At 59.0% G+C, this 15372-nt stretch carries 17 protein-coding genes; 10 read left to right on the top strand and 7 right to left on the bottom strand.

Features of this window, described 5'->3' with window-relative positions; genetic code table 11:
- Positions 1-31: 31 nt before the first annotated feature.
- Positions 32-292, top strand: coding sequence for a hypothetical protein (locus ACIQYF_RS05875; RefSeq protein ID WP_402857945.1), 261 nt, complete (start codon positions 32-34; stop codon positions 290-292).
- 100 nt (positions 293-392) lie between these two features.
- On the opposite strand, the gene ACIQYF_RS05870 is transcribed toward ACIQYF_RS05875, so the two are convergent.
- Together ACIQYF_RS05870 and ACIQYF_RS05865 are read right to left on the bottom strand one after the other, a co-directional pair.
- On the bottom strand, positions 393-1559 hold the full coding sequence (locus tag ACIQYF_RS05870) for a diguanylate cyclase domain-containing protein (protein WP_402857942.1): 1167 nt from the start codon (positions 1557-1559) through the stop codon (positions 393-395).
- A 74-nt stretch (positions 1560-1633) separates the two neighbouring features.
- On the bottom strand, positions 1634-1759 hold the full coding sequence (locus ACIQYF_RS05865) for a hypothetical protein (RefSeq protein WP_402857939.1): 126 nt from the start codon (positions 1757-1759) through the stop codon (positions 1634-1636).
- Positions 1760-1830: 71 nt separating this feature from the next.
- Here ACIQYF_RS05865 and ACIQYF_RS05860 point away from each other — a divergent pair, with 71 nt between their 5' ends.
- From ACIQYF_RS05860 to ACIQYF_RS05820, 9 genes are all read left to right on the top strand, one after another.
- Complete coding sequence (locus ACIQYF_RS05860; RefSeq protein WP_402857936.1) at positions 1831-2241, top strand: GNAT family N-acetyltransferase; 411 nt, start codon at positions 1831-1833, stop codon at positions 2239-2241.
- Positions 2242-2252: 11 nt separating this feature from the next.
- Positions 2253-2714: a GNAT family N-acetyltransferase gene (locus ACIQYF_RS05855; RefSeq protein ID WP_402857934.1), complete on the top strand. Its 462-nt coding sequence runs from the start codon at positions 2253-2255 to the stop codon at positions 2712-2714.
- Between the two features lie 88 nt (positions 2715-2802).
- Positions 2803-3123 (top strand): hypothetical protein, encoded by a 321-nt coding sequence (locus ACIQYF_RS05850; RefSeq protein ID WP_402857931.1) that lies wholly within the window; start codon positions 2803-2805, stop codon positions 3121-3123.
- Between the two features lie 23 nt (positions 3124-3146).
- Positions 3147-3842, top strand: a complete 696-nt coding sequence (locus tag ACIQYF_RS05845; RefSeq protein ID WP_402857928.1) for an HAD-IA family hydrolase — start codon at positions 3147-3149, stop codon at positions 3840-3842.
- 75 nt (positions 3843-3917) lie between these two features.
- A complete protein-coding gene (locus ACIQYF_RS05840) occupies positions 3918-4592 on the top strand; it encodes an MgtC/SapB family protein (RefSeq protein ID WP_402857925.1) in 675 nt (224 codons plus the stop codon).
- A 258-nt stretch (positions 4593-4850) separates the two neighbouring features.
- Entirely contained in the window at positions 4851-5798 is a 948-nt protein-coding gene (locus ACIQYF_RS05835) for a sugar ABC transporter substrate-binding protein (RefSeq protein ID WP_402858052.1), read from the top strand.
- On the top strand, positions 5795-7372 hold the full coding sequence (locus tag ACIQYF_RS05830; protein WP_402857922.1) for a sugar ABC transporter ATP-binding protein: 1578 nt from the start codon (positions 5795-5797) through the stop codon (positions 7370-7372). Before ACIQYF_RS05835 ends, ACIQYF_RS05830 begins: the two co-directional genes overlap by 4 nt.
- Positions 7373-7448: 76 nt before the next feature.
- Positions 7449-8453 carry an ABC transporter permease gene (locus tag ACIQYF_RS05825; protein ID WP_402857919.1) on the top strand — a complete coding sequence of 335 codons (1005 nt, stop codon included), beginning with the start codon at positions 7449-7451 and terminating at the stop codon, positions 8451-8453.
- Positions 8450-9424 carry an ABC transporter permease gene (locus ACIQYF_RS05820; protein ID WP_402857916.1) on the top strand — a complete coding sequence of 325 codons (975 nt, stop codon included), beginning with the start codon at positions 8450-8452 and terminating at the stop codon, positions 9422-9424. The genes ACIQYF_RS05825 and ACIQYF_RS05820 overlap by 4 nt, the downstream gene beginning before the upstream one ends.
- A 258-nt stretch (positions 9425-9682) precedes the next feature.
- On the opposite strand, the gene ACIQYF_RS05815 is transcribed toward ACIQYF_RS05820, so the two are convergent.
- The 5 genes from ACIQYF_RS05815 to nikB all read right to left on the bottom strand — a co-directional run bounded on the left by ACIQYF_RS05815 (position 9683) and on the right by nikB (position 15371).
- On the bottom strand, positions 9683-11797 hold the full coding sequence (locus ACIQYF_RS05815) for a TonB-dependent siderophore receptor (RefSeq protein WP_402857913.1): 2115 nt from the start codon (positions 11795-11797) through the stop codon (positions 9683-9685).
- A 229-nt stretch (positions 11798-12026) separates the two neighbouring features.
- On the bottom strand, positions 12027-12821 hold the full coding sequence (locus ACIQYF_RS05810) for an ATP-binding cassette domain-containing protein (protein ID WP_402857910.1): 795 nt from the start codon (positions 12819-12821) through the stop codon (positions 12027-12029).
- A complete protein-coding gene (locus ACIQYF_RS05805) occupies positions 12818-13591 on the bottom strand; it encodes an ATP-binding cassette domain-containing protein (protein WP_402857907.1) in 774 nt (257 codons plus the stop codon). Before ACIQYF_RS05805 ends, ACIQYF_RS05810 begins: the two co-directional genes overlap by 4 nt.
- Positions 13588-14433, bottom strand: a complete 846-nt coding sequence (gene nikC, locus ACIQYF_RS05800; RefSeq protein WP_402857904.1) for a nickel ABC transporter permease subunit NikC — start codon at positions 14431-14433, stop codon at positions 13588-13590. The genes ACIQYF_RS05805 and nikC overlap by 4 nt, the downstream gene beginning before the upstream one ends.
- Positions 14430-15371 carry a nickel ABC transporter permease subunit NikB gene (gene nikB, locus ACIQYF_RS05795; protein WP_402857901.1) on the bottom strand — a complete coding sequence of 314 codons (942 nt, stop codon included), beginning with the start codon at positions 15369-15371 and terminating at the stop codon, positions 14430-14432. The genes nikC and nikB overlap by 4 nt, the downstream gene beginning before the upstream one ends.
- Position 15372: the final 1 nt, after the last annotated feature.

The following is a 15372-nucleotide window of genomic DNA, read 5'->3' as shown; positions in this document are numbered from 1 at the left end:
CCCCGGTGCTGACAGAACACCCGAGGCTGCAATGTCCGCAGTGCTCGATCCTGTTAAAAAGTCGGCGAAGGTTTTCACGGTGAAAAAGCAAGCGTTTGAGATTGAAATCTTTAATTCGAGCAAAGGATTTCTGGCTCAGGCTTCTCGTCACAGCACGCAAAAAGGCGTTTTCAGCGGTCAGTATGCGGACAGTCTTAAAGAACCGACTCTTTCAACAGAATCGGCCAAAAGTAGCCCTCCGCGACAAGCTGCCTTGCACCGACCCCTGGCTGGGTTTGCGTTCGAGAAGTGAGTGATCGAATATTCCAGGATGAACATCAGCATCCCGGTACTCAGTATTCTGTGGTTTCTTGATTGGCCAGGCCCCGTGGTGTGTTGAACCTTGATTCACGTTAGTCAACTTCACTTACACGGGTTCGGTCCACCAGTCGCAGGCTGTTGCGACCGCCGCGTTTGGAGGCGTAGAGGGCGGCGTCCCCCAGTTCGATCAGTTGACTAAGGCTGGCAGGTGGACGGTCAAACAGTTCGGCGCCGATGCTCAGGGTCACCGCTTGCGGGGTGGGGAATGTTTGTGAGGTCGCGAGGTAAAACGGGTCGCGCAGGGCACAGCCCAGTGCCTCAATGCTTTCACTTGAGGTGTTGCTTAACAGAATCACGAACTCGTCGCCGCCCAGGCGTGCGGCCAGTGCGCCTTTGGGGAGTACCGAACGAATAATTTCGCTCAATGTCACCAGTAGCCGGTCGCCTGCCGTATGGCCAAACAAGTCGTTGATCAGTTTGAAGTTGTCGATGTCGATTAGCAGCAAGGCTCCCGGTAGCCTGGGCGAAACCCCGTTCAATAAGGACGGGGCCCGCATTTCGAGGGCGCGGCGGTTGTACAGGGCGGTCAACGGATCACGGTCGGCTAGCCGTGCAATGAGTTTTTCGCGGCGGTAGCGCTCGGTTCCGGTCATCGATAACGCGATCAGCATGATGGCCATGGCTCCTTCGATCAACGAAACCTGAATAATTTCGCCCCGAAACGCAGCCAGGTCGATCAACTCACCAGGTATCACTGCGGTTAACGCTTTAGCCAGATAAAACAGTCCGTGGACTAACAGTACATAACGCAACTGCACAGCCCCCACGCTCAACGATTTGCCGTGAGGGCGCAGCAGCCAACTGGCCTTTAGGGTCAACACGGCCACTAACAGTGAGTTGACCAGCAGCATGATCCGCGACCATGAGGGCTCATTCGGGATGAGCAGCAGCGCGGGCCAGATAACGAACGCCAGGTACCAGCCTCGTGATAGGCGCGACTGGGTGAAGCGCGCAACGCCCAGCAGGAACAGCCAGTGGGCGACCACCAGCAGACCATTGGCGAACCAGATGCCGATCAACAGCAGACCGTTGCTGCGCAACAGCGCGAGGGACGAGCCCACGGCAATGGTTGCAAAACCCGCGCTCCAGCACAGCAGTGAAGGTTCGCGTACGCTGCGCCATTCAATGGCCAGATAAAACGCAGCGGCAGCGGCCAGCGCGATGGTGAGGGTCAACAACGTGTGGGGGTCGAGCGCCATAAATTGACCGGGTAGTCTGATTTGCAGGGGGTGATGGCAATTGTATGCGCATTCACTCACCCTGCGGCACGGACTTATGTACGCGTTGCCCGTCGCGCCATCACCAGTGCCAAGACTGGCGCCAGTACAAACAGGGCAAACAACCATTGCGCCGCGTTGGCGATGCCCGCATTGCTTGTCGCTTCATTGATCCCCGCCATGTTGGCGATCACACCTGCAATTAGCCTGCGCCATCGAAGACGCACTGCTCGGTCAGCCTGCATTAGAGATTGTGCAGGCCACGGCGCAAAGCCTTCTCGCCTTTACAGAGGGCCATGCGAGCGGGTTTCATACCAAGCCCGCTCAACGTGCTGCCAGTCAGGCCTCTTTCGGCAGTCTGCAAACACACGGCGCGATGAAAATTTATGTGATTGAAGAGGCGGGCAAGGTGGTGGCAGGCGCTTCAATGTTTCTTGCCGGCAACGCAGTGGCTTACTTGGGGACTGCCGTCACTCAAAAGGGGCTGCGCGTTCGTGGATTTCACGCAGCGCTTATCGCTCACCGCATTGCCCAAGTCAGAGAGCAGGGCGCCGTAACGGTTGCGGCTACGGCATTGGCCAACTCGCAAAGTAGGCGAAACTTGCAGCGTGCAGGCCTGCAGGTTTCTCACGGCCAATCACTCTACCGTCTGTTAGAAAGCTAAAGGTTTACCTCATGACCCAACCCTCCAAAATCCGCCCCGCACTTGCCAGCGATGAAGCCAAAATCCGGACCTGCGCTGAACATGCCTACACGCAATATATTGCCGCGATAGGCCGTAAACCGGCCCCGATGCTCGCGGATTATGCGGCACAGATTGCAGCGGGCCAGGTACACGTGTGCGTCGATGAACAAGGTGAGGTGCAAGGGTTTATCGTGTTTTTTGCCGTTGGCCAGCACCTGCTTCTCGAAAACGTAGCGGTTTCAACGGCGGGGCAGGGCAAAGGTATCGGCAAGGCGCTGGTTCGGTTCTGCGAGGCGCAGGCGCAGCAATTGGGCCTTAACAGCGTGCTCCTCTATACCCATGTAAAGATGACCGCCAATTTGGCCATCTACCCGCGACTCGGATATACCGAAATTGATCGCCGCGCGGAAGATGGCTTTGATCGGGTCTATTTCGAGAAGCGCTTTAGCTAAGCTGTTTCAGCTCAAAACAATCTATGCCAATGAAACCGGCAACTTTTGCCTCGACCGTTATTCGCGCGAGAAGAATGTGCTCAGCGGCATGCTGGCTGTTGATTTGAATGACGCTGACACACTCACGGTCGGTATCTCGGACACCAAAAGCAACGCCAACGCCAGCATTTGCCGAGTTGAGCCACGAGGTTGTAATGGCGGGCAGAGCACGTTCAACGTCACGGCTTTCGATCAGCTTCACCGACCGGCAAAAGAGCGTTTCAGCCTCACGGATCAACTGCACTGGATCTGCGGTGCGCGAATGCAGAGTGTCGACAGTCGCGGGACCGATTACGGCACGCTGCGCGGTCTGTGCTCAACACACTGGCATTCAGGTAACGCGGGCCGTTATGGTGCGCAATCCTTTTAGCCCTTCGCCACGGATTTATTGTGATGAACACACCGCGTACTGCTGTCGGCCCGATCAAAGCCGTGATTTTCGATATGGATGGCTTGTTGCTGGATACAGAAGGCATTTACTCAGAAGTCACGCAAATCGTCGTCGAGCGTTACGGCCGTATTTATGACTGGAGCATCAAGCAGCACATCATTGGTCGAGGGGCTCAGGACCTGGCCGAGTTCATTGTTAAAGCGCTGGACTTGCCCATCACCTGGCAAGCGTTTTTACGCGAACGTGAGCCGCTCATGGCCGAGCGGTTTTCCAAGGCCCTCGGCATGCCAGGCGCTGAGGTTCTGGTGCGGCACTTGAAGGCTCACAACATTCCAATTGCCGTAGGCACCAGTTCGTCGAGCAGTGGCTTTGGTTACAAAACCACATTGCACCGCGACTGGTTTGCCTTGTTTGACACCATCGTCACTGCCGATGACCCGCAAGTCGGTGCGGCCAAGCCGGCGCCTGATATTTTTCTGACGGCTGCCCGCCGCTTAGGCATCGCGCCTGAGGATTGCCTGGTGTTTGAAGATTCGCCCTTCGGCGTGACGGCCGCCAAGGCCGCCAACATGACCGCCATCGCCGTGCCTGATGCGGCCATGGTCGACAGCAAGTACCACCACGCCGATCTGATCATCCGCACGTTGGAGGAGTTTGACCTCGGAGCCTACGGCCTGCCGCCGTTGCGCAGAGGTTAATTCCGGGCCTTGTAATCCTTGACTATGCTGGTGGCTTGGACTGCATCGGCAGGTTGTGATGGATGAGGGGGTTTCATGATTTCAGAGTGGGAAATGTGTGTGCGCTTGCTGCTGGCTGTGCTGCTGGGCAGCCTGATCGGTTTTCAGCGAGAGCACCTGTTTTGGACGGCCGGTTTGCGCACCCACATGTTGGTCGCGACCGGTGCTTGTCTGTTTATGATCGTCTCCGCCTTTGGCTTTCAACAGGCGCTGACCATGCCGGGTACACAACTGGACCCCTCTCGAATTGCTGCGCAAGTGGTCACCGGCATCGGCTTTTTAGGCGCTGGTTCGATCATGGTGCGCGGCGACGTGATCAGGGGCCTGACCACGGCCGCAAGCTTATGGGCCGTCGCTGCCATCGGCATGGCCATTGGTAGCGGGCTGTATATGCTGGCCGTCGCGGCGACGTTCATCATTTTGCTGACCTTGGTGGCGTTGGGGCCGGTAGAGCGGATTTATCGCGATTATGTGAAAGTGCATGTGGTCAAACTGGTAGCCCCCACGGGTGTGGTCTCCTATTCAAGCCTGCAACAATTGTTGGGGGAGCGTGCCGATCGCATCAAACAGGTGATCGTTGAGCGCGGCCCGCAAACGGGTACCGAAATTGTTATCGTCCAGCTCGGCAAAACCACGCGCGTAGAGTCGGTGGAGTTGGTCAAGCAGATCCTGACCCTTCCCGGCGTGCGCGAAGAACCCGCCCCGCATTAAAAAACACCCTTCCTGCGTAGGGCCGAGCGAGCGCCTGCGCACGGAGAGTGTCTGGTTTGCAACTGTTGATACCGCAACATCTGCGCAACACTTTGTGGTGTATCTGCGCAGTTCCACCCCTGTTTTGCGCGGCAAAGCCCGGTTTCAGGCCGCGGCATGGTCTGTGCAATGTTCCTGATAAACCACTCAGGAACCGCCTTTATGCCCGATGTCACCGCCCCTCAACCGCGTTTTCGTCGTTCCCGATTTCTGCACGCCATGGCGTTGGCGCTGATCAGCGTCGGTGTGGGCGCGCAGGCGTTGGCTGACGACAGTGATGTGCCGTCGCTGGCCGGCAAGCGCATTGCTATCAGCATGACGGGCACCAGCCACTATTTTGATGTGAAGGCCTTCGAGGCTCAGGTCGCGGAGGTCAAGCGCCTCGGTGGCACGCCGATTACCCTCGACGCCGGGCGCAATGACAAAAACCTGGTCACCCAACTGCAAACCGTGGTCACCCAGAAACCCGATGCGGTCATTCAGACACTGGGCACCCTGAGCGTGATCGACCCTTGGCTCAAGCGCATCAGCAAAGCCGGGATCCCGCTGTTCACTATCGATGCGCCGTCGCAGTACAGCCTCAATAACACCACGTCGGACAACGTCGCCACGGGTAAAAATCTGGCCGAGCAGCTCATTGCGGACAGTGGCGGCAAAGGTAATGTGCTGGTGTTCAACGGTTTTTATGGCGTGCCGGTGTGCGCCATTCGTTATGACCAGCTCAAGCTGGCTCTCAAGGATCACCCGGACCTGCAGGTCATTGAGCCCGAGTTGCGGGATGTGATTCCCAACACCGTGCAGGATGCTTACAGCCAGATCAGCGCCTTGCTCAACAAATACCCTAAAGGCAGTGTCACGGCGATCTGGTCAGCTTGGGACATTCCACAGTTGGGCGCCAGCAAGGCCCTGGTGGATGCGGGCCGTACTGAGATCAAGACCTATGGCGTGGATGGCACCCCCGAAGTGTTGGAACTGCTCAAGCGCAGCGATTCGCCTGTGGGGGCCGTGGTGGCTCAGCAGCCCGCTCTGATCGGCAAGACGGCCGTGCAAAACGTGGCGCGCTATCTGGCGGGGCAACATGACCTGCCTAAAGAAACGCAAGTGCCGACCTTGCTGACCACCGCCGCTAACCTCGAGCAGGTGCAAACGCTGCGAGGCGACCAGTGAGTACTGCACCGCCAGCCTTGCATCTGCAAGGCATCTTTAAACGTTTCGGACCGACTCAGGCGCTGGACGGCGTGGATGTGCAAGTTGAGCGCGGCTCGATTCACGGCCTGGTCGGAGAGAACGGTGCGGGCAAGTCGACTTTGATCAAAGTGCTGGCGGGCATTCATCGTGCAGACAGCGGCACGATGGCGGTCGACGGGCACACGTTCACCGCCCTCAGCCCACGACAGATTGAGGCGCTGGGGGTGCATTTTATCCATCAGGAGCGGCTGTTGCCGCCGAGCTTCACCGTGGGCGAAGCCTTGTTTTTCGGGCATGAATTGCGTCGTGGGCCGTTTATTCGCCGGCTCGCACAGGACCGTGAATCCGCGCGCTTGTTGCGCGATTACTTCGACCTGGAGTTTGCGCCGGGGGCCTTGGTCAGTGAGCTGGACAGCGCACAGCGCCAGATTTTGCAAATCACCCGCGCACTTCTGGCCAAGCCGAAAATCCTGGTGTTCGACGAGCCCAGTGTGTCGCTGGTCAAGCGCGAAGTCGATCAGTTGCTGGCGATCATTCGCCGCCTGCGCGATCAGGGCTTATCGATTCTGTACATCTCGCACTATCTGCAAGAGATCGAAAGCCTGTGTGATCAGGTCACGGTACTGCGCAACGGGCGCGCCGTGGCGGTAGTCGATCCGCGCAGCACTTCAACCGCACAGATTGCCCGGCTGATGGTCAATCGTGAGGTCGGCGAGATGTACCCCAAACCGCAGGTCAAGCCGGGGGAGGTGCTGCTTGAACTCAAAGACCTCGCGGCAGGGCAGGCATATCGCGCCATCAACCTCAGCGTGCGTCGGGGCGAGGTCGTCGGGTTGACTGGGCTGGTGGGGTCGGGGGCCAAGGAGTTGCTCAAAAGCCTGTTCGGGCTGGTTCAGCCAGACCGCGGCAGCATGGCATTGCAGGGCCGCCTACTGCGCCTTAAATCACCCCGCGATGCTGTGCGTCAAGGCATTGCTCTGGTTCCTGAAGAGCGCCGCAGCCATGGGGTCGCGCCGCTGCTTTCGGTACTGGAAAACCTGACCTTGGCGGGGTTGTCGCATTTCAGTCGCTGGGGGCTGCTGGATCGAGCCGCCGAAGCCCGGGAAAGTGAGCGCCTGATCGCTGAGCTGGGGATCAAGACCGCCGGCCATGACGCAGCAGTGCAGCAACTCAGTGGCGGCAATCAACAAAAAGTGGCGCTGGGTAAATGGCTCAGCCGCGACGGCGTCTTGTACCTGTTGGACGAACCCAGCGTGGGTATTGATATCGGCGCCAAGGTCGAAATTTATCGCTTGATCGGTCGTTTGGCCCAAGCGGGTGCTGCTGTGCTGGTGTTGTCGTCCGACTTGCCGGAATTGATCGGCATCACCGACCGCATCCTGGTCATGCACCGTGGAGAACTGGCGGGTGAGTTCGAGGCTCGCCACGTCGACAGTGACCGCTTGCTGGCCTGCGCGACGGGCGCCAGTGAATCACTTTTGCCAGCGGGTCCGGTCTCTTGTGGGAGCTGGCTTACCAGCGAGGGAGTCGACATGGCCGAGCAGGTGAATTGAGTTGCCTGGATCGCGGGCAAGCCAGCTCCCACAGGTGACAGGTCGTTTTTGCCAACCCTTATTTCGGAACCAGAACATGACGTCCTCTGACTCTCTTGCTCACCCCCAATCGGGTTTTTCCCAGCGGTTCGCACGGCGGGTGCTGCGTCGCGGCTCGTTGTTGGCGTTTGTGCTGATTTTGGCGGTGTTCGCGGTGAGCGCCCCGAACTTTGTGAGCCCGACCAATATCGCCAACGTATTCGCCCAGTCGGCGATTCCCGGCATCCTCGCTTTCGGCCTGACCTGTGTGGTGATCGGCGGCGGTTCCAACGTGGTGTCGGGAGGCCTGGACTTGTCGTTGGCGGCTAATCTGGGGCTGTGCGCGGCGGTTTACAGCAGCCTTAACAATGCAGGTTTCAGCGCCGTGCAGGCCATAGGCCTGACGTTGCTCTGCGGCCTGGCAGTCGGTGCCCTCAATGGCTTGAGCGTGGTGGTGTTGCGATTACCGCCGCTCCTGGCAACCCTGGCCAGCATGAACTTGATTGCTGGGCTGGAACTGGTCCTGACCCAGAACAGCGTGCTGCCTACCGACTCTGCTTTGCTCGACACATTGGCCAACGGTGTCTTGTTGCAAGTGCCTGCGCTGGCCTGGGTGCTACTGGTGGTAGCGGCCGGGTTAGGCTTGCTGATTCAGCTCAGCCCTTATGGCCTTCGCTTGTACGCGATCGGCGAGTACCCGCAGGCGGCACGCGCCGCAGGGCTGGGGCTGGGCCGTTATGTGTTCTCCAGCTACCTGTTGGCCGGGTTGTGCGCCGCGTTGGCCGCCTTTTGTTCCGCGTCGTATTTCAGCGGCAGCACCACCGGCTCAGGCGAGATGCTGCTGTCGGTGGTCGCCATCGCCTTTTTAGGCGTGGTGTTCTCAAGACGGCTGGTGGCGAACATCCCCGGCACTTTATTGGCAACGCTGTTGCTGGGTTTTTTGATCAATGGCTTTCAGTTGTTGAACATTGCCAGTTTCTGGGTCAACGGCGTTCAGGGCGTGCTGATCCTATTGGTGGTTGCCATGTCCAGTGCCTTGCGCAAAGAGGAGGGCGGACAATGACCGCGCTCGCTGTAAATGGCTCATCTTCATCGCTGTTGGCGCCTGTGCTGCGCGCGATATTGCCGCTGCTGATTGTGCTGATCGTCGCATTCTTTGCGGCGACTGCACCGGGCTTTTTGAGCCTGGGTAATCTGAGCAGTCTGGTGCTGAACAACTTCGTGCTATTGGCAATTGTTGCGATTGGCATGACCTGGGCCGTGGCCGCCGGGGGCATCGACTTGTCAGTGGGCACCGCCGTCGACTTCGCCAGCCTGGCGTTTGTAGTGTTGCTCAATACTGGCCATGGTTTGGGTGTGGCGATGGTAGGGGCTGTACTGGCGGGCGCTTTGGTGGGCAGCTTTAATGCGGGCTTGATCGCCGGGCTGCGGATTACTCCGTTTCTGGCGACCCTGGGCACGCTGTTTATTGGTACCAGCGTTCAGCAGTTGCTTTCTGAGGGCGGGCAACCGATCTATATCGCGCAAAGCATTTTGCCGGGTATCACGGCCATGTCGTGGCTGAATGTGCCTTTGCCCCTGTGGCTGGTGGCAGGGTTAGCAGTGATCTACGGGGTGATATTGGCCCGTGGACGACTGGGGCGGGAGATCCTCGCGGTCGGCACTCAGGCGCAACTGGCGCGCTATTCAGGGCTGTCGATACGCCTGATCTTGCTTAAGGTCTTTATCGCCAGTGCAGGGGCCTGTGCCTTGGCCGGGGTGCTGCTGAGCTCCACGGTTAACGCGTATGTGCCCATGTCCGGCAATGCATTCCTGATCAACGCCATCGGCGCGGTATTCATGGGCACGACCTTAAGCAGCACCGGGCGCGCGAACATTCCCGGAACGTTGTTGGGCGTGCTGTTTATCAACGTGATTGCCAATGGATTACTGTTGATTGGCTGGAATTTCTACTGGCAGCAAGTGGCTACAGGCGCGTTAATTCTGTTGGTCCTGGCGTTCAGTTTTGCCAGTCGGCGCCTGACCCGCACGTAAGACGGCCAAGGTCTCGCGATTTTTTAAAAATCAAAAGATAGTGAGGCACCGGTCATTGAAAAACGCTGCGTACGCTGCGCGAACAAGCGTCGCTGGCCTGGGCTGAAAACCTTACCCGCGTCGCTCAAACAGCGCCTCCACACACGGCCTATGCCATCGGGCCTGCCACCTCGCGTGGTGGCCGCCGAAGGCTGTGCGCGTTTAAAGATCAAAAGATCGCAGCCTTCGGCGGCTCCCGCGCGGGTGTGTTTACCGGCTTTAGAATGTCCAGCTCACCGAGGCTGTCACATTGCGCGGATCGCCGTAGTTGCTCTGGCCATAGCGCACGCTTTGCAGGTACTTCTGGTTGGTCAGGTTGTCGAGATTCAGTTGGGTGCTCCAGTGCGAGTCGATCTGGTAACGGGTCATCAAGCCCACCAGCACATAGGCGGCCTGGTTGGCGGCCGGGGTGGTATCGTTTTCAACTTCGCTCTGCCATTTCACGTTGCCACCGACCTTGACCTTCGGCGCCATCGGCAGTGTGTAGGTCATGGATGAGGTCAGCGCATTACGCGGGATAAATTTACGCCCGCGATCGTTATCGGCATCGGTGATGTACACGTAGGTATAGCCACCGCTGACTTGCAGGCCCGGCGCCAGTTCGCCCGAGGCTTGCAGTTCAATCCCGCTGCTCTTATACGACATGCCGTCATACAAGTAGCCGCCTTTCGAGGCGTCAAACGAGGCATAGGTTGCAACGTTGTCTTGTTGGGTATGGAACACTGCCGCCGAGACATCCAGCGTGTTGTCCAGCAAACGCCCCTTGATCCCGGCCTCATAACTCTTGCCTTCCAGCGGGTCGATCACCTTGCCTTGCGTGTTGAGGTAGTACTGCGGGTTGAAAATCCTGGTGTAGCTGGCGTACAGCGAGTAGTGCGGGGTCAGGTCGTACACCACGCCTGCGTACGGCGTGACCTTGCCATGAATGCTGACGTCGCGGCCGCTGCCATAGTTTTCGCCGTCGCTGTCGGCGCTGAGCATGCGTGCGCCGGTGATCAGGTGCAGGTCATCGGTCAGGTTGAAGCGCGCACCGGCGTAGACACTTTTCTGGCGGTCGGTGTAGTCAGAGGTGTCGGCTGCATTGGCCATGTTGTAGGTCGGTTTGGGGATTGAACCGTTCAATGCATCTTGCAGCGAGACCGAGGTGTAGTGCGACGAGGTGCCATACAGCGAGGTTTCCTGGGTGCTTGAGCGCGCGACGTTGGCCCCGACAGTCAGTTGATGCTCACGCCCGCCAAGGCTGAACGGGCCGCTGAACGAAAAATCGCCATCCAGCTCGCGGGTGGCGTCCTTGTACTTGGACGCCAGGCCGGTATAGCCGGTGGACGAGGTGCTGTCCCCGTAGATGTAGAACATGTTGGTGTCTTCGCGGTGATCCATGGCGGTCAGGGTCAGCGTTGACTGCCAGTCATTGGCGAAGTTGTGTTGCCACTCGGCAAAGGCGCGGGTGGTGTGCACGTCCCAATACACCCACGGCTGTGAAATGTTGGAATGGGTGCTGTGGTAATGAATCGCGTTGCCGCTGGCATCGGTCAGCGGCAGCGCGCCCCAACTGGCGCCGTTGGCGTTGGACTTCTGGTCTTCATAACCCACGGTCAGGGTGTCGCTGTCGGTCAGGTCGAAGGCCAGCATACCGCTGAAGATGTTCTTTTCTCGGGAATAGCGGTCCAGGTATGAATTGCCCACTTCGTTGGCGTAAATCAGTCGCCCGCGAACATTGCCCGAGTCGGTCAATGGCCCGCTGACATCCAGGTCAACCCGGCGCTTGTCCCAGGAGCCGCCACTGACACTGAGTTTGGCTTCGGTGTCAGCTGTCGGGCGTTTGCGGATGAAGTTCACCGTGGCGGACGGGTTGCCGGTGCCGGTCATCAGGCCGTTGGCGCCTTGCAGAATGTCGACTTGCTCATAGGGCGCCAAGTCGATATCGCCCACCAGCAGACCGTTGTTCAATGGCATGCCCATACCGTCGTACTGAAAATTGCTGATGTCAAAACCGCGAGCAGTGAAATACGTGCGGTCGGTTTCGACCTTCTGCACATTCACCCCGGGCGTGTTGTCCAGCACAGTGCGAATGCTGTTGAGGTTGAAGTCATCGAGTTGCTGACGCTTGATACTGGTGATGCCTTGCGGGGTTTGCCGGGCAGTGAGGTTCAGCCGCGTAGTGGTCGCGCTGGGCTTGCCCTGATAGCCATCGGGCGTGTCTTCTTCGGTGTCGATGGCACTGACGGTAGTGGCAGGCAGATCGACTGTGTTTTCAGAGGCGAAAGCGTGGTTGAACAGACCTACAGCCACCAACGTAAAGGCCGACGTTGGCAAGGTGAACATTTTGCGCATGATCTGCGAATACTCCAGGTGAGGAACGGCGTAACCGAGAAGGGGTTACAAAGTTTTACACCTAGACGAATAGCAATCATTGTTATTTACTAATCTTTACCATTTGTATTGGCGAGAAGGCGTGTCAACGCACCTCAATTCTTCGAGGGCGCTGCCGCAGGCTGCGATCTTTTGACCTTCAGAGGCCGGGCAGGCTTGCCTATCAAAAGATCACAGCCAGCGGCAGTCTCTACGCCAGTGCGAGTGCGACCGGGGCCTTCGGCATCGCTGGCAACACCGCAGCTTGCAGGGTACGCGCTGCCGGGTGCTCAAAGCGCATATGCGGGGTCACTTCCCGGTCTTCGACCAGCCTGCCTTCAGCCAGCACCACCACCCGCTGGCAAAAACGCTGCACCAGGCTCAGGTCATGGGTGATCAATAGAAAGCCGGTGCCGGACGTTCGGCGTACGTCCGCCAGCAGGTCCAAAATCTGCACTTGCAGCACGCGGTCGAGGTTGGACAGGGCTTCATCGAGAATAATCAACTGCGGGCCAACGGCCATGGCCCGGGCAATTCCAGCCCGTTGCAACTGGCCGCCGCTGAGTTGCGAAGGCAATTTGTCGTGATCACTGGCCAGCAGTTTGACTTGCACCAGCAACTGCTCGACCCGTGCCTTGCAGGCATCGACAGGCATGTCTGAAAGATGGCGCAACGGTTCGGCAATGCTCCAGCCAATCGTGCGTTGCGGATTGAAGGCGCTGAGGGCGTCCTGGAAGACCATTTGCACCCGCTGCAAGAACTTCGGGTCGAGGCCCTGCAAGGTTTGGCCATTGAATGCAATGCTGCCTTGATCGGCGTTTTCCAGGCCCATCAGCAAGCGCGCGAGGGTGCTTTTACCGCTGCCGCTGCCGCCCAGCAGGCCAAGGCTCTGGCCTTCGTGCAGGTCAAGATCAAGACTGCTCAGCACCTGAATCCGATGCCGCTTGCTGAACAACCCGCCAGCGGTGTAACCGTGGCTCAGGTTGCGTACCTGGATAAAGCTCATGGCGTACAGGCCTCCATCGTCAATGCGTGATGCGCCGCCAGCAGCGTGCGCGCTTCTTCACTTTGAGGGGCGTGGAACAGGGTGTGCACATCGGCCTGCTCGACGATCCGTCCGTGGGCCATGACCGACACCTGATTGGCGCAGCGGGCCACGACGCCCATGTCATGGGTGATCAACAACACGCCCAGGTTGCGTTGCGACACCAGCCGCTCCAGCAGGTCGAGAAAACGCGCTTGCGCCACAACGTCGAGGTCGCTGGTGGGCTCGTCGGCCAGCAAGAAATGGCTGTCAGCCAACAAGGCCAGGGCAATCATGAACCGTTGCAACATGCCGCCGCTGAGCTGAAAGGCAAACGAATCGAGAATCCGCTGTCCATCGAAAAGTCCCACTTCATGCAGGGTGTCATGGATCAATTGATCTGCCTGGGCACCGCGTACGTTGCGGATGTGCAACGTCTCCAGCGCATGCTGACGCAGTGAGCGCACCGGGTTGAAGGCGCTGCGCGGGTTTTGCAGCACCAGCGCCACCTCACGCCCACGCAGTTGGGCGGGCTGCACCACGTGCCCGTCCAGGCGCAGGGTGGCGCCGCTGCCGTGTACGCCGGGTGGCAGCAGATCGAGGATGCCCAGGCAGCTCAGGGATTTGCCCGAACCGCTGGCACCGACCAGTGCATGCACCTGACCAGCCTTGAGTGTCAGGTCCAGACGGTCGACCAGTGTGCGTTGCTGGTGCTTGAGGCTCAGGCCTTGAATACTCAGGGTTCGGGTCATTCTTTGATCTCCGCCAAGACGCTGGGGTCGAGCCGATCACGCAGGGCATCACCGAGCAGGTTGAAAGCCATCACCGAGATAAAGATCATCAAGCCTGGCCACAGCAACAGTTGTGGGTGGGTCCAGATAAATTCCTTGGAATCATTGATCATCACCCCCCATTCCGGGGTGGGCGGGCTCACACCCAAGCCCAGAAAGGACAGCCCCGAGACGTGCAGCATCATGTGACCAATGTCCATCGAGGCCAGAACCAGCAACTGGCCCACTACAGTGGGCATCACGTGCTGACGCAGACGGGTCAGACGCGAAGCCCCGGCCAGGCGCGAAGCCAACACATAGTCACGATTGCGCTGGGCCAGCACCATGCCGCGCACCATTCGTGCATACCACGCCCAGTGCGACAGGGCGATGGCAATGATCACGTTGCTCAGTCCGGTGCCCAGCAGGGCAATCAGGAAGAACGCCAGCACCAGAGTGGGGAAGGTCAGGAACATGTCGCACAGGCGCATCAAAAACATGTCGACCTTACCGCCAACGATTCCGGCGATGCCGCCAATCGTCACCCCCAGTATCAACACCAGGGCCAGCACCAGCACCACGCTGCCCAGTGACAATTGCGTGCCGACCATCAGCCGTGAAAGCACGTCTCTGCCCAGGTGATCCGTGCCCAGCCAATGGCGGGTGCTGGCGGGGAGCAAGCGGTCGTCGAGGTTCACCAGCGTGGCGTCGTATGGCGCGATCCAGGCGCCGAACAACGCAAACAGCAGTAGCACGCCAACCAGCACATAACCGACCCGCAACCCGCCTTTTTTGTTAGAAAACGCTGCACTTAACGCACTCATGCCATCACCCCCGACAGACGCGTGCGTGGGTCAAGCCAGGCGTAGCAAATGTCGACCACCAGATTGCACAGCACCAGCAGTGTGGTCAGCAACAGGGTGAAACACTGCATCACCGGGAAGTCGCGATTGAGCACTGCGCTGACCGCGAAACGCCCGACACCGGGCCAGGCAAAAATGGTTTCGATCACCAGTGCACCGCCCAGCAACTCGCCGATGTGCATGCCGGTGGCGGTCACCAGCGGCATCCAGGCGTTACGCAGAATATGGTCGCGCCACACCTGCCGTTCATTCAGGCCACGAGCCCGCGCATAGAACACATGCCGATGCTGACGCACATCCAACAGGCTGGCCCGTAACAGGCGGGCATTGATTGACATCGACATCAGTGCGATGGCCAAGACCGGCATGATCAGATGTTCAGGCCCGCCACGGCCCATGGGCGGCAACCAGCCCAGCCACAACGAGAGTACGGCTATCAGCAGGAATGCCAGCCAGAAGTTGGGCATCGACACCCCGATAAAAGTGATAAAGCGCACCACCTGATCCGGCCAGCGACCTTTCCAGCGTGCCGCCACAAGGCCCAGCGGAATACTCATGAGTAGCGTCACAAGCAGCGCCAGGCCACCCAGTTGCAAGGTGGCCGGCAGGTAATACAGCAAGTCATCCAGCACCGGGCGCCCGGTGATGTACGAGATGCCGAAGTCCAGGTGCACGGCGTTCCACAGCCAAGTCACGTATTGTTCCGGCAGCGGTCGGTCCAAGCCCAGCGCATGCCGGGCTTGGGCTAGTGCGACATCGGTGGGCGGAATCTGCGACAGGCGCAGATAGTCCAGTGCCGGGTCGCCATTGCCCAGATGCAGCAGCACAAAGACGATCAGTGACACCCCCAGCAGCACCGGGATCAGCAGCAATAGTCGCAAAATAATATAGCGCAGCATG

The organism is Pseudomonas sp. NPDC096917 (assembly GCF_044762555.1).
Taxonomy (GTDB): Bacteria; Pseudomonadota; Gammaproteobacteria; order Pseudomonadales; family Pseudomonadaceae; genus Aquipseudomonas.
Note: the sequence above shows the minus strand (reverse complement) of the source record. Positions and strands in the feature narration are given on the sequence as shown.